This is a genomic window from Pseudarthrobacter quantipunctorum (assembly GCF_045291495.1).
In the GTDB taxonomy this organism is placed as follows: domain Bacteria; phylum Actinomycetota; class Actinomycetes; order Actinomycetales; family Micrococcaceae; genus Arthrobacter; species Arthrobacter quantipunctorum.
The window spans coordinates 1,865,612-1,878,806 of the sequence record NZ_CP148033.1 but is presented as its reverse complement, the minus strand read 5'-3'; the positions used below and the strand labels follow the sequence as shown (position 1 = coordinate 1,878,806).

11 protein-coding genes are annotated in these 13,195 nt (G+C 66.9%); 3 read left to right on the top strand and 8 right to left on the bottom strand.

Annotated features, from left to right (window positions below; translation table 11 throughout):
* Positions 1–4: 4 nt before the first annotated feature.
* The 5 genes from alaS to WHH00_RS08660 form a co-directional block, all read right to left on the bottom strand.
* Positions 5–2,683: an alanine--tRNA ligase gene (gene alaS, locus WHH00_RS08680; protein ID WP_406638088.1), complete on the bottom strand. Its 2,679-nt coding sequence runs from the start codon at positions 2,681–2,683 to the stop codon at positions 5–7.
* Between the two features lie 135 nt (positions 2,684–2,818).
* Positions 2,819–3,061, bottom strand: a complete 243-nt coding sequence (locus WHH00_RS08675) for a hypothetical protein (protein ID WP_350003140.1) — start codon at positions 3,059–3,061, stop codon at positions 2,819–2,821.
* Positions 3,062–3,077: 16 nt separating this feature from the next.
* Positions 3,078–3,452, bottom strand: a complete 375-nt coding sequence (locus WHH00_RS08670; RefSeq protein WP_251420068.1) for a DUF948 domain-containing protein — start codon at positions 3,450–3,452, stop codon at positions 3,078–3,080.
* A gap of 146 nt (positions 3,453–3,598) precedes the next feature.
* A complete protein-coding gene (rpsD, locus tag WHH00_RS08665) occupies positions 3,599–4,225 on the bottom strand; it encodes a 30S ribosomal protein S4 (RefSeq protein ID WP_066276228.1) in 627 nt (208 codons plus the stop codon).
* Positions 4,226–4,396: 171 nt separating this feature from the next.
* Positions 4,397–5,818: a replication-associated recombination protein A gene (locus tag WHH00_RS08660; protein WP_406638084.1), complete on the bottom strand. Its 1,422-nt coding sequence runs from the start codon at positions 5,816–5,818 to the stop codon at positions 4,397–4,399.
* A gap of 68 nt (positions 5,819–5,886) precedes the next feature.
* On the opposite strand from WHH00_RS08660, the gene WHH00_RS08655 reads away from it, so the two are divergent.
* A complete protein-coding gene (locus tag WHH00_RS08655; RefSeq protein ID WP_406638082.1) occupies positions 5,887–6,555 on the top strand; it encodes an acVLRF1 family peptidyl-tRNA hydrolase in 669 nt (222 codons plus the stop codon).
* Position 6,556: 1 nt separating this feature from the next.
* Here WHH00_RS08655 and WHH00_RS08650 read toward each other — a convergent pair whose 3' ends face one another.
* Both WHH00_RS08650 and aspS read right to left on the bottom strand, forming a co-directional pair.
* The gene (locus WHH00_RS08650; protein WP_406638080.1) at positions 6,557–7,339 is read right to left on the bottom strand and encodes a GNAT family N-acetyltransferase; all 783 of its coding nucleotides are present in this window, start codon (positions 7,337–7,339) and stop codon (positions 6,557–6,559) included.
* Positions 7,340–7,409: 70 nt separating this feature from the next.
* Positions 7,410–9,191, bottom strand: a complete 1,782-nt coding sequence (gene aspS / locus WHH00_RS08645) for an aspartate--tRNA ligase (RefSeq protein ID WP_406638078.1) — start codon at positions 9,189–9,191, stop codon at positions 7,410–7,412.
* Positions 9,192–9,300: 109 nt separating this feature from the next.
* Here aspS and WHH00_RS08640 point away from each other — a divergent pair, with 109 nt between their 5' ends.
* The gene (locus WHH00_RS08640) at positions 9,301–10,542 is read left to right on the top strand and encodes an APC family permease (protein ID WP_406638076.1); all 1,242 of its coding nucleotides are present in this window, start codon (positions 9,301–9,303) and stop codon (positions 10,540–10,542) included.
* 205 nt (positions 10,543–10,747) lie between these two features.
* Here WHH00_RS08640 and hisS read toward each other — a convergent pair whose 3' ends face one another.
* Complete coding sequence (gene hisS, locus WHH00_RS08635; protein ID WP_406638074.1) at positions 10,748–12,112, bottom strand: histidine--tRNA ligase; 1,365 nt, start codon at positions 12,110–12,112, stop codon at positions 10,748–10,750.
* 231 nt (positions 12,113–12,343) lie between these two features.
* On the opposite strand from hisS, the gene WHH00_RS08630 reads away from it, so the two are divergent.
* Entirely contained in the window at positions 12,344–13,162 is an 819-nt protein-coding gene (locus tag WHH00_RS08630) for a peptidylprolyl isomerase (protein WP_406638072.1), read from the top strand.
* Positions 13,163–13,195: the final 33 nt, after the last annotated feature.

Sequence of the window (13,195 nt, the reverse complement as noted above, 5' to 3'; positions counted from 1 at the left end):
AGGGTTAGCGCCGGGAAATGGCGTCAACGACGGCGGAGAGCGCCTGGCCTACCTGGCCGGCGTCGGTTCCGCCGCCCTGGGCGACGTCGTCCTTTCCGCCGCCGCCGCCACCGAGGATCCCTGCAGCCAGGCGCACCAGGGCTCCGGCTTTGACCCCTGCTTCCCGGGCGGCCTCGTTGGTGGCCACCAGGATGACGGGACGGTCGTTGGAGACTCCGGCTACTGCCACGGCCGCGGGTGCCGAGCCCAGGCGGTTCCGGAGGTCCAGGGCCAGGCCGCGGATGTCGTCAGCGCCGCTGACCTGGCCTGCGTCGTGGGCGATGACACTGACGCCGGAGGCATCCTTGGCGGTGGTGACCAGCTGGGCAGCAGCTCCTGCAAGCTGTTCCTTGCGGAGGCGGTCCAGTTCCTTCTCGGTCGCCTTGAGCTTCGCGAGCGTGGTGGCGATGCGGTCTGCAAGCTGGCCGGAGGGAACCTTCAGCATGTCGGTGAGCTCGGTAACCAGGGCGCGCTCAGCTGCCAGGTGGCGGAACGCATCCATGCCCACGAAGGCCTCCACGCGCCGGTTTCCCGACCCCACGGACTGCTCGCCCAGCAGGGAAAGGCTGCCGATCAGGGAGGTGTTGGACACATGCGTGCCGCCGCAAAGTTCCCGCGACCAGGCGCCGTCGATCTCGACGACCCGGACTTCACTGCCGTAGTTCTCGCCAAAGAGCGCCATGGCGCCGAGCGCCTTGGCCTCGGCCAGGCCCATAACCTTGGTTTCCACGCGGAAGTTGTTCCGGATGGCCAGGTTGGAGACTTCCTCGATCTCGGACCGCGTGGCCGTGCTCAGCCCCTCGCCCCAGGCGAAGTCGAAGCGCAGGTAGCCGGCCTTGTTGTAGGAGCCGCGCTGGGTCGCCTCGGGGCCGAGGATCTGGTGCAGCGCGGCGTGCACGATGTGCGTGCCCGTGTGCGCCTGTTCAGCGGCGTGCCGGCGTTCGCGGTCGACGGCGGCACGAACCAGCGAATCAGCGCCGATTTCGCCTTCGCGGACGATCGCCTTGTGGACGCTCAGGCCCTTCAGGGGGCGCTGGACGTCGAGCACCTCCACAACGAACCCGTCACCGGTGATCAGGCCGGTATCGGCGGCCTGGCCGCCTGCTTCGGCATAGAAGGGGGTTTCGGAGAGGACCAGCTCGATTTCGTCGCCGGTGGAGGCCTGCTGCACCGCGCGGCCCCCGGTGAGGATGCCGCGGACGCGGGACTCGCCGTCGAGCTCGGTGTAGCCGGTGAAGACCGTCTCGCCCTGGGCCAGGATGTCCTGGAAGGCACTCAGGTCAGCGTGGCCGCCCTTCTTGCCCTTCGCATCGGCCTGAGCGCGCTGGCGCTGTTCCTGCATGAGGCTGCGGAAGGCGGCCTCATCCACTTTGAGTCCGGCTTCCTCGGCCATTTCCAGGGTGAGGTCGATGGGGAAACCATAAGTGTCGTGCAGCGCGAAGGCATCGGCCCCGGACAGGGGCTTGTTGGCGGCCTTGGATTCCTTGACGGCGTCCTCAAGGCGTGCGGTTCCGGAGGCGATGGTCCGCAGGAAGGCCTTCTCTTCAGCGTAGGCAATCCGGCTGATCCGGGCGAAGTCCGTGTCCACCACAGGGTAGACGCCCTTCATGGCATCGCGTGAGGCGGGCAGGAGTTCGGGCAGGCAGGCCTGTTCAACACCCAGGAGGCGCATGGAACGGACGGCACGGCGGATGAGCCTGCGCAGGACGTAGCCGCGGCCTTCATTGGAGGGGGTCACGCCGTCGGAAATCAGCATCAGGGCGGAACGGATGTGGTCGGCGACCACCCGCATGCGGACATCGTCCGTGTGGTGCGGATCCTCATCGGTCTCGGCGGACGTGTATTCCTTGCCGGAGAGTTCGGCGGCCTTGTCGATGACGGGGCGGACCTGGTCCGTCTCGTACATGTTCTCGACACCCTGGAGGATCATGGCCAGGCGTTCCATGCCCAGGCCGGTGTCGATGTTGCGCTTGGGCAGTTCGCCCACGACGTCGAAGTCTTCCTTGGAACGCACGTTTTCGATCTGGTACTGCATGAACACCAGGTTCCAGATTTCGATGTAGCGGGTCTCGTCAGCCAGCGGTCCGCCTTCAACGCCGTACTGGGGGCCGCGGTCGTAGTAGATCTCGGAGCAGGGCCCGGCAGGGCCCGGCTGGCCGGTGTGCCAGTAGTTGTCCGATTTGCCCATCTTCTGGATGCGCTCGGCAGGAACACCGGTGTTCTTGAGCCACAGGTCCTTGGCTTCGTCGTCCGCTTCGTAAACCGTCACCCAGAGGCGCTCCGGCGCCAGGCCGTAACCGCCGTCGTCAACGGCCTTGGTCAGCAGTTCCCAGGCGAACTTGATGGCGTCTTCCTTGAAGTAGTCGCCGAAGGAAAAGTTGCCGCACATCTGGAAGAACGTTCCGTGGCGGGCCGTCTTGCCCACTTCCTCGATATCACCGGTGCGGATGCACTTCTGCACGCTGACGGCGCGCGAATAGGGTGCTTCCTCCCTGGCGGTCAGGTAGGGAATGAACGGCACCATGCCGGCAACCGTGAACAGCAGCGAGGGGTCGCTGGAGACCAGCGATGCGGAGGGAACCGCGGTGTGGCCCTTGCTGACAAAAAAGTCCACCCAGCGCTTTGTGATCTCCTGCGACTTCATGAGCTGTGTACTTACCCTTCTTGCTCCGCGCCCTGTGGGTCGCGGAGGTTCTTTCGCTTGGCGGTCCCGTTGGGGTCCCCGCCGATATGGTTCTAACGTGTGGTGCCGCCCGGCCGTTGCCGGTCAGCGGGGTGGTCAGCGGCGGACCAGGTCTGCCGATTCGACGCCGAGGGCGGACCGGAGGTCGGTTTCCCGCTCCCGCATTCCGGAGCGGACGGCGTCGGCGAAGTCGTAGAGACCGTCGGCGAGGCGGTTGACGGAGCGGTTGAGGCCCTCCGGGCCCAGCGATGACTGCATGCTGGCCTGCACTTCGGTCACCTTGCGGAAAGCGATCACTCCGATCGCCACGCCGATTCCCATCCAGACAATACGTTTCATTTTCTTCTCCCGGGTGTTAGCGGCTGCGGCGGCCGGCGGCAGGCTTCCTGCGGCCGGCCAGCGCGGTACGGACGCCGTAGCTGAAAGCTGCCACCTTGATCAGCGGCGACCCCACGGTGGCGGCCACCAGGGAGGACAGGGCGGAAAGGTTCGCGGATGCGTCCGAAACGTTGGACGAGATGCCGTCCACCTTCTTCAACTGCTGGTTGGTGGTGGAGACCGTGGCGGTGACTTCGTCCATGAGCGGTGTGGCGCCGTCACTCAGGGAACGGATGGAGGTCCGGACCTCGTCCAGGACCCGGCCCAGCTTAAGGATGGGCACCGCGAGCAGCAGCACCAGGACTGCAAACACCCCGGCAGCGATCAGGCCGGCAATATCGCCACCAGACATAGACGTTCATCTCCTCGAAATTCTGTGGTTCGGTTGCATCCCGGCGGGTGCGCGTGAAGCGCATTCCGCAGATGTCCCCCAAGTACCTTACATACAAAGAAGCCCGCGGCGCTTGCCACGGGCTTCTTTGGATACGCTGCTGGAATTTAGCGTGCGTAGAATTCGACGACCAGCTGCTCTTCGCAGGTCACGGGGACCTCGGAGCGCTTGGGGCGACGGACCAGGCGGGCCTGGAGGGCTTCCAGCTTGACGTCCAGGTAGGCCGGAACGGCAGGCAGGACGTCGCGGTGGGCGCCGGCTGCTGCAACCTGGAGCGGAACCATGGTCTCGCTGCGGCTGTGGACGTGGACCAGCTGGCCCTCGCCGACGCGGAACGACGGGCGGTCAACGCGGACGCCGTCAACCATGATGTGGCGGTGCACAACCAGCTGGCGGGCCTGGGCGATGGTGCGGGCGAAGCCGGCACGCAGGACCAGGGCGTCAAGGCGCATTTCGAGCAGTTCGATGAGGTTCTCACCGGTCAGGCCCTTGGTGCGGCGGGCTTCTTCGAAGGCACGGGTCATCTGTGCTTCGCGGATGCCGTACTGGGCGCGCAGGCGCTGCTTTTCGCGCAGACGTACGGCGTAGTCGGAGTCCTGCTTCTTGCGGGCACGGCCATGCTCACCGGGGCCGTACGGGCGGCGCTCCATGTACTTGGCGGCCTTGGGGGTAAGAGCAATGCCGAGGGACCGCGAGAGGCGGGCCTGACGGCGAGCACGAGTGTTGTTAGCCACTTGTGTCCTTCCAATATCTGCGGTGTGTCAGTGTTACTGGCCTCCACGATGGAGAGCATCGGCCAACCGCTGCCTTTTGCTACTGGGCGCAGGGCATAACCTTCTCAACGTGAAATTGGGGAGATTGTGCGTCTGTGCCTTGCCAGACAAACATCTACCTTACCACGGCGGTCACTTGCCCCGGACAATCCTGCGCAGCCGCTCCAGGCGCAGGGCAATGTCACGTTCGGCGCCGTTGGCCGTGGGCTGGTAGTAGTCCTTCCCCACCAAGTCATCCGGCGGGTATTGCTGGGTGGCCACGGCGTGCGGGGCGTCGTGCGCGTATTTGTAGCCGAGGCCGTGTCCCAGCTGTTTGGATCCGGGGTAGTGTGCGTCCCTTAGGTGGGCGGGAATCCCGTTCCCCAGCCCTGCCCGAACATCGGCAATGGCCTTGTTGATGCCCATGTAGGCGGCGTTGGACTTGGGGGCGGTGGCCAGGTGCACCACGGCCTCCGCCAGGATGATCCGGCCTTCGGGCATGCCGATCAGCTGCACCGCCTGCGCCGCTGCCACTGCCGTCTGCAGTGCTGTGGGATCGGCCATCCCAACGTCTTCCGCCGCGGATATCACGATCCGCCGGGCGATGAAGCGCGGGTCCTCCCCCGCCTCGAGCATGCGGGCCAGGTAGTGCAGGGACGCGTCCACGTCGGAGCCGCGGATGGACTTGATGAACGCGCTGATGACGTCATAATGCTGGTCGCCGGCACGGTCGTACCGGACGGCGGCAACGTCCAGGGCACGCTCGGTGTGTTTAAGTTCGACGGCGACGGGCCCGTCCCCTGCGTCGTCCGCATCCCCGAACGCAACGCCGGCGGCGGCCTCCAACGCCGTCAGGGCACGGCGTGCATCGCCTCCGGAAAGCCTGACGAGGTGTTCGAGCGCTTCGTCGCTGAGGGCTACCTTGCCGCCCAGCCCGCGGGGGTCGGCGACGGCGCGCTGGATCAGTCCTTCAATGTCCGCGTCGGTCAGCGGGCGGAGCGTCAGGAGCAGGGAGCGGGACAGCAGCGGTGACACCACGGAGAACGACGGGTTCTCGGTTGTGGCGGCCACCAGCACCACCCAGCGGTTTTCGACTCCGGGCAGCAGGGCATCCTGCTGGGCCTTGTTGAAGCGGTGGATCTCGTCCAGGAACAGGACCGTGGTGGTCTTGTAGAGGTCGCGGGCAGTCAGGGCCTCGTCCATCACGCGCCGCACGTCCTTGACACCGGCGGTGATTGCGGAGAGCTCCACGAACTTTCTGCCCTGTCCGCGGGCAATAACGTGCGCGAGGGTCGTTTTGCCGGTTCCCGGGGGGCCCCAAAGAATGAGCGAGGTGGGTCCCGCAGGGCCTGTTGTGTCTGCGCCGGCTCCTGCAGCCAACTGGCGCAGGGGCGACCCCTGGCCGAGGAGGTGCTGCTGGCCCACTACCTCGTCAAGGGTGCGGGGACGCATCCGGACGGCGAGCGGACCGCGGGGGGAAGAGATGGTCCCTGGCCCGGCAGGCCGAACGGCGGCGACGGAACCGTCGTCGTCGTCATCATTATTGCCGCGGCCGTGCCCGAAGAGATCTTCCACATAGATAGGCTACTTCGAGTTCACTTCCGGATTTTCCCCGGGAGGCCGCCCAGTGAAGGAATGCCACCATGTCCGCACGCAGCACCGGCGGAGCCAGGCCGGCCTCCGTGCGCACCGCTTTCATTTCCGGCGGCCGGCTGGCCGGATGGGCAGACAGGTTCGGCGCGGCGCACGGCGGATACCAGCTCAGCGATGACGACGACGGCCTCCGACTTCTGGCGGCGGACGGCGCCGAAGCTCTCCTGCAGTCCCCCTGGCCGGTTGACGGCCGGCCCGGCCGCGGCGTGGATGCCCTTGAGCGGCTGGCCTCCCTGGCGTCGCAGCCGCGGCGGCTGGGACTGCTGCTGGCCAGGCGCGGAGGCTACGGCGTGGCAGTGGTAAGTGAGGGCCACGCGCTGGCGTCGAAGGTGGGATCCACGTATGTGCAGTCGCGGACGGCCGCGGGCGGACAGTCGCAGCAGCGGTTCGCCCGGCGGCGGTCCAACCAGGCGGACGCCCTGGTGGATGCTGTTGCGGAACAGGCCGCCCGCATCTTCAGCAGTGAGCCCTTTGAATATGTGGTTCCCGGGGGTGACCGGGCGTTGGTGGGGCTTGTCCTCCAGCACACCTCCCTGCAGGGCTATGCCGCCATGCCACGGCTGGCGTACCTTGACGTCCCGGATCCCAAGGCTGCCGTGCTGCGCAAGGCAGCCGCGGATTCATGCGCGGTGCGGATCCAGGTCACCGACGCACCCTGAACTAGCAGCCTGTCAGCGCCCGGCGCGGGCGCTCCTGGCGGTAGAGATAGCGGCCTGCTTCCTTGAACCCTGCCCGCTGGTAGAGCTCCCGGGCGCCGGAGTTGGCAGCAGTAACCAGCAGCCAGAAGCATTCCACGTTCCGTGCGTCCCCGGCGGACAGGAGCGCCTGGAGCACCGCTGTCGCATAGCCCCGCCTGCGGTGCGCGGGCGATGTCGCCATGCAGTAGATTCCTCCGGTGGCGCCCACCAGGGCGAGGCGCCCGACGGCGGCCGGGCCGCCGTCGTCGTCCCTGGCGAGGGCATACAGCGCAGGGCACCCCGTCACGATGGTGCGCGCTGCCTCCCGTTCCTGCCCACCGCCCCTGCCGTCCACGCTCCACCAAAGGTGCAGCCACTCCTCACTGGGCTCGTCGAGGATCTCCACTCCTGTGCCTTCCGGATGCCCGGCTTGGGATCCGGAAGGCCGGGCCATGATCAGTGTTTCGGACTGGCGGGTGAAGCCCTGGGCGTCCAGCTGCTGGTTGAGCCCGGAGTTGGCGGGCGTGTCCGCTACCTGGAAGATCAGCGGGAGACGCCGCGTGCGGTACCACCGCGCCGCCTCCCGGAGCGCATCCTGCGGCTCCTGTGCAGGGTCCCGCGGCCACACGGAGTTGGCCCGCTGCGTAACGCCGTCCGCAGCCCGGAGGACCCACTCCCCCAGGTCATGGCGTTCGGGGGCGGGCCAGGCTGCATCCATCAGCGCTTCGTAGGTACGGGCGGGCTGGCTCGAACGGTTGAGGGCCACGGGGACTCCTGATTTTGGACAGACCGAAGGCCCCCCTTCCAGGAGGGCCTTCAGGCCAAACGGACAGTGCCTACTTGCCCTCTTCCGGCTTCTTCGCTTCAGGCTTGAAGTCAACGCCCGCTTCCTTGCGCTGCTGCGGCGTGATGGGCGCCGGAGCTGCGGTCAGGGGGTCGTAGCCGTTGCCGGTCTTGGGGAAGGCGATGACGTCGCGGATGGAATCCACGCCGGACAGCAGCGCCACGACGCGGTCCCAGCCGAAGGCGATGCCGCCGTGCGGAGGTGCACCGTACTTGAAGCCTTCAAGCAGGAAGCCGAACTTTTCCTGGGCGTCCTGGTGCGAGAGGCCCATGACCTCGAAGACCCGTTCCTGGACATCGCTCTGGTGGATACGGATGGAGCCGCCGCCGATTTCGTTGCCGTTGCAGACGATGTCGTAGGCGTATGCCAGCGCGGACTCGGGGTCAGTATCGAAGCTGTCCATGTACTCAGGCTTGGGGGACGTGAACGCGTGGTGCACTGCGGTCCACTGGCCGGCGCCGACGGCCACGTCGCCGGAAGCCACAGCTGCTGCTGCCGGCTCGAACATCGGCGCGTCCACCACCCAGCAGAAAGCCCAGTCGTCAGGGTTGATCAGGCCGGTGCGGTGGCCGATTTCAACACGGGCGGCGCCCAGCAGGGCGCGGGCGGAGGACTTGTCGCCGGCGGCGAAGAAGATGCAGTCGCCCGGCTTGGCTCCCACGGCATCCGCCAGGCCTGCCCGTTCTGCCTCGGTGAGGTTCTTGGCCACGGGGCCGGCCAGTTCGCCGTCTTCCTTGAAGAGGACGTATGCCAATCCCTTGTGCCCGCGCTGCTTGGCGAACTCCTGCCAGCCATCCAGGGTCCGGCGCGGCTGCGAGGCGCCGCCCGGCATCACCACGGCACCGACGTAGGGGGCCTTGAAGACACCGAAGTTGGTGTGCTTGAAGAACTCAGTCAGCTCCGTCAGCTCCACGCCGAAACGGAGGTCCGGCTTGTCCGAGCCGAAGCGTGCCATGGCGTCGTGGTAGGTGATGCGCTGGATCGGCGTCGGAATTTCGACGTTGATGAGCTTCCACAGTGCCTTGACGATGTTCTCGCCCAGGGCGATGATGTCGTCCTGCTCCACGAAGCTGGCTTCGATGTCCAGCTGCGTGAACTCCGGCTGCCGGTCCGCACGGAAATCCTCGTCACGGTAGCAGCGGGCAATCTGGTAGTACTTCTCAAAACCGCCCACCTGCAGGAGCTGCTTGAACAGCTGGGGCGACTGCGGCAGCGCATACCAGGAACCGGGCGCCAGGCGGGCCGGCACAACGAAGTCGCGGGCACCTTCAGGTGTTGAACGGGTCAACGTCGGGGTCTCCACCTCAACGAAGCCGTCCTGGTGCAGCAGTTCGCGGGCCACGCGGTTGGCCTCGGAACGCAGCCGCAGGTTGCGGGCGGGGCCCGGGCGGCGGAGGTCCAGGTAACGGTGCTTCAGGCGTGCTTCCTCGCCCACTTCAACATGCTCGTCGATCTGGAACGGAAGGGGGTCGGAGGTGTTGAGGATGGTGACCTTTTCGGCCATGACCTCGATCTCGCCGGTGGCCAGGGCCGGGTTCTCATTGCCCTCCGGCCGCTTGGAAACGGTGCCGATGATCTGCAGGACGTACTCGTTACGCAGGCCGTGGAAAACTTCTTCCTCGCGGACCACCACCTGTGCCACGCCGGAAGCATCACGCAGGTCCACGAAGGCCACACCACCGTGATCACGGCGGCGGCCAACCCAGCCGGCCAGGGTTACGGTTTCTCCAATGTGCTCGGAACGAAGGGATCCGAGGTCATGTGTGCGCAGCACAGCACGCCTTTCTGCGGGGTTACGGCGGGAAGTCGATCGGGAAGTTAAATAAGATCGTTTCGGGAACAATCCCGTTCGAGTTTACCCGCTGCAAAGGGACTGCCACCGCATGAGCGCACACCAGCAACTTCAACGCAGGCTTGGCACGTTTGATGCCACGGCCATCGGACTCGGCTCAATGCTGGGAGCGGGGGTCTTTGTTGTCTTCGCGCCTGCGGCCGCGCTGGCAGGCCAGTTGCTGGCCCTGTCGGTGGTCATCGCCGGGGTGGTTGCCTACTGCAACGCCGTCGCCTCGGCCGCCCTCGCCGCAAAGTATCCCACCAGCGGAGGGACCTACGTTTATGGCCGCGAACAGCTTGGCCAGTGGCCGGGGTTCCTTGCCGGCTGGGGCTTCGTCACCGGGAAGACTGCGTCCTGCGCCGCCATGGCACTGACGTTCGGCAGCTATGCCTGGCCCGGCTACGCAGTGCCGGTGGCCGTGGCGGCCGTGGTTGTCCTCACCGGCGTCAACCTGCTGGGCATCACCCGCACGGCGCTGCTCACGCGGATCCTGCTGTGCATCGTGTTGGCCACCCTCGCCTTTGTTGCCGTAGCCGCAGCCGTGGGCCCCCATCCCGCCGCCGGCAGCGGCCCTGCGGTCGAAGCGTCGCTGGGCGGGGTGCTGCCGGCAGCCGGACTGATGTTCTTTGCCTTTGCCGGCTACGCGCGGATCGCCACGCTGGGCGAGGAGGTCAAGGATCCTGCCCGGGCCATCCCGCGCGCAATCATTGCCGCCCTGGCTGCAGCGTTCGCGATCTACCTGGCCTTGTCGCTGCTCCTGCTGAACCACCTTCCCGGCGGGCAGCTCGCCGCAACCCGGACGCCGCTGCTGGACGCGGTGATCGAGTCACGGTTTGAGGGCGGTGCAGTAGTGGTGCAGGTGGGCGCCGCCGCCGCCTGCCTGGGAGCCCTGCTGGCACTGATCACCGGCGTGGGCCGGACCACCATGGCCATGGCACGGGAACGGGACCTGCCCTCGCCGCTGGCGAAGGTGGGGGGAAAACACACTGTTCCGTACGTTGCCGAACTCGCCGTGGCCGCCGTCGTTATCCTGCTTCTCCTCACCACGGACGTCATGACGGTGGTGGGCTTCTCCAGCTTTGGCGTGCTGATTTACTACGCTGTGGCCAACGCTTCCGCCTACACCCTGGCGGCGCACCCGGGATACGCACCCAAGTGGCTGAACGCCGCCGGTTTCGCAGCCTGCCTGTTGCTGGCCTTCACCCTGCCGCCGGCGTCAGTCCTGACCATGGTGGCCGTGCTGGCAGCAGGCGTGGCGGGGCGGTGGCTGGTGCTGCGGCTGCGGCACTAGCGCGGCCCGACCCCGTGGAGCGGGACCGTTTGAGCGGGGCCGTTGGAGCGGGACCGTTTGAGCGGGACCGTTTGAGCGGGACCGTTTGAGCGGGACCGCCGCGGGGCACATTGGTCGGCCCGCAAGCCGTCTGCGGAAGAATCGACGGCGGGTCCGTGCCAAAGTGCCCCACGACGGTGGAGCCGGCACCAGGGGTGCAGAGCAGTTATACGGCTGCTGCAGCTGGCTCAGCAGCCGTAGACACCTGCACTGCCAGGTCTTCGGCCGGCGGCGTCCAGGTCTCCGGGGCTGCGACTACCTGTTCGCCGGTCCGGATGTCCTTGACCTGGTGCGTGCCGTCGTCGTCCGTGAACCAGACGAACGGGATGCCGCGCCGGTCTGCGAACTTGATCTGCTTGCCGAACTTTTCCGCCTTCGCGGCCACTTCGGTGGAAATTCCGCGGCTGCGCAGCTGGGCGGCCACGTCCTGCGCGGCGTCCCAGCTGTCATCGTGCGTGAGTGCCACCAGCACGGCAGTAGGAACCGAGCGTGAGGCCTTGGCCAGGTCCTGGCTCAGGATGCGGGACACCAGCCGGGTGACGCCGATGGAAAGTCCCACGCCCGGGAACTTCCGGTTCCCCTTCGAGGCCAGCGCGTCATACCGGCCGCCGGAGCAGATGGAGCCCAGCTGTTCGTGTCCCACCAGGACGGTTTCCACCACTGTGCCGGTGTAATAGTCAAGGCCGCGGGCGATGCTGAGGTCCGCCACCACCTTGCCCGGCGCCCGCTGGACGGCCGCGTCAATGACCTGTTCAAGCTCGGTGAGGCCGTCTTCCAGCAGATCATTGGTAACACCCAGCGCGCGGACCTGCGCCACGAACGAGGTGTCCTCGGTGCGGATTCCGGCCAGCTGCAGGGCTTTCTGCGCCTGGTCCTCGGTGGCGCCCAGTTCCGACTTCAACAGTTGAGCGACCTTGGCGGGGCCGATCTTTTCGAGTTTGTCGATGCTCCGCAGCACGCCGGCCGTGTCGTCCAGGCCAAGACCGCGGTAGAAGCCCTCGGCGAGCTTCCTGTTGTTGATGCGGAGGCGGAAGTCCGGAATGGGGAGGGCGCTCAGCGCTTCAGCGATCACCAGGGCAATCTCGACGTCGTAGCGGAACGGCAGCTCGCCGTCGCCCACCACGTCGATGTCCGCCTGGGTGAACTCCCTGGCGCGGCCTTCCTGCGGGCGTTCGCCGCGCCATACCTTCTGGATCTGGTAGCGCCGGAAGGGGAACGCCAGGTAGCCGGCGTTTTCGACGACGTAACGGGCGAACGGGACAGTGAGGTCGAAGTGCAGGGCAAGTGCGTGCGCATCGCCTTTGCCTTTCGCCTCACCTTCGTCCTCCTGGAGGCGGCTCAGCCCGTACACCTCCTTGTCGATATCCCCCTTGCGCAGCAACTGGCCAACCGTTTCCACGGCCCGGGTTTCAATGGAAGAGAACCCGTGCAGCTCGAACACCCGGCGCAGGGTATCCAGCACATGGAGCTCCACCAGCCGCTCCTCGGGAAGCCACTCGGGGAATCCGGACAGGGAGGCGGTGCGTGCCATGGTGGAGTTTCTCCTCTTGGTGAACGGCGGCAGGGACGTGCGCGGCAATTGGCCCGAAACGGGTTTACGGCGGCGGCACCCCGGCCAGTCATGCATAAACTATGTGCGGCAGTCAGTTTATGTCGTCTTCCGCCGGCTTCTCCAATGCGGCGGACCGGCAGGCCCGGCCGCCCCATGCCAGCACGCGGTCCACACCCGCACCCTGCTGCAGCCCGACTATGAGGAGGACCCTTGGCGGCCAGTTCACGCAGTGCCCGCGAAACCAGACGGCGCATCCAGCAGATGGAAGCCAAGCGGGCCATGCGGCGGGACCAGGAAAGCCGCCGCAAGCGCGACAACCTCATCGCCGCCGGTGCCGGGGCGGCCGCCGTGGTCCTCGCCGTCGTCCTTCAACTCACTGCTTTTGCCGGCAACCCCAGCGAGGAAGAGTTCGCCGCCGCAGAAGCCGGGCTGAGCAGCCCGTCCGCGTCGGCGGAGCCGTCCGCAAGCCCGTCCGCCCAGGCAACCAACGGCCCCAACATCCCCGCTGCGGACACCGCCGCGGGGCAGACCTTTACCGGCGAGCTCGTCCTGAACGGCAGCGCGCTCGGCGTGGAGCTGAACGGAACGGACGCTCCCCAGGCAACAGCCGTGTTCAAGTCGCTCAGCGACGAGGGCTACTTCAGCGGCAAGACCTGCCACCGCCTCACCACCGGGGAGACCTTCGGCGTCCTGCAGTGCGGCTCCCCCACCGGCGACGGGCAGGGCGACCCGGACTACACCTGGGGTCCGCTGGAGAACACGCCAGCGGACAATGCCTATCCGGCCGGAACCATCGCAGTAGCCCGGACCGGCAACAACGCGTACGGAAACGGCACCCAGTTCTTCATTGTCTACAAAGACACGGTCATCCCCGCGGACAGCGCCGGCGGCTACACCGTGGTGGGGAAAGTGACATCGGGGCTGGACGTGGTGTCCAACCTGGCCGCCGCCGGCATCACGCCGGGCAGCAGCGACACGGACGGCGCGCCCGTCGAACCAGTCACGATAGACTCGTTTTCTCTGAAGTAGGAAGCCCGGCCGGTACGGCCGCGGTGCAGTACG

Bases quoted from the DNA above. Each gene is read 5' to 3' on its own strand.
- WHH00_RS08670 (WP_251420068.1), bottom strand. From the start codon at position 3,452: ATGTCTGGTGGCGATATTGCCGGCCTGATCGCTGCCGGGGTGTTTGCA.
- WHH00_RS08675 (WP_350003140.1), bottom strand. From the start codon at position 3,061: ATGAAACGTATTGTCTGGATGGGAATCGGCGTGGCGATCGGAGTGATC.
- WHH00_RS08640 (WP_406638076.1), top strand. From the start codon at position 9,301: ATGAGCGCACACCAGCAACTTCAACGCAGGCTTGGCACGTTTGATGCC.
- alaS (WP_406638088.1), bottom strand. From the start codon at position 2,683: ATGAAGTCGCAGGAGATCACAAAGCGCTGGGTGGACTTTTTTGTCAGC.
- hisS (WP_406638074.1), bottom strand. From the start codon at position 12,112: ATGGCACGCACCGCCTCCCTGTCCGGATTCCCCGAGTGGCTTCCCGAG.
- WHH00_RS08655 (WP_406638082.1), top strand. From the start codon at position 5,887: ATGTCCGCACGCAGCACCGGCGGAGCCAGGCCGGCCTCCGTGCGCACC.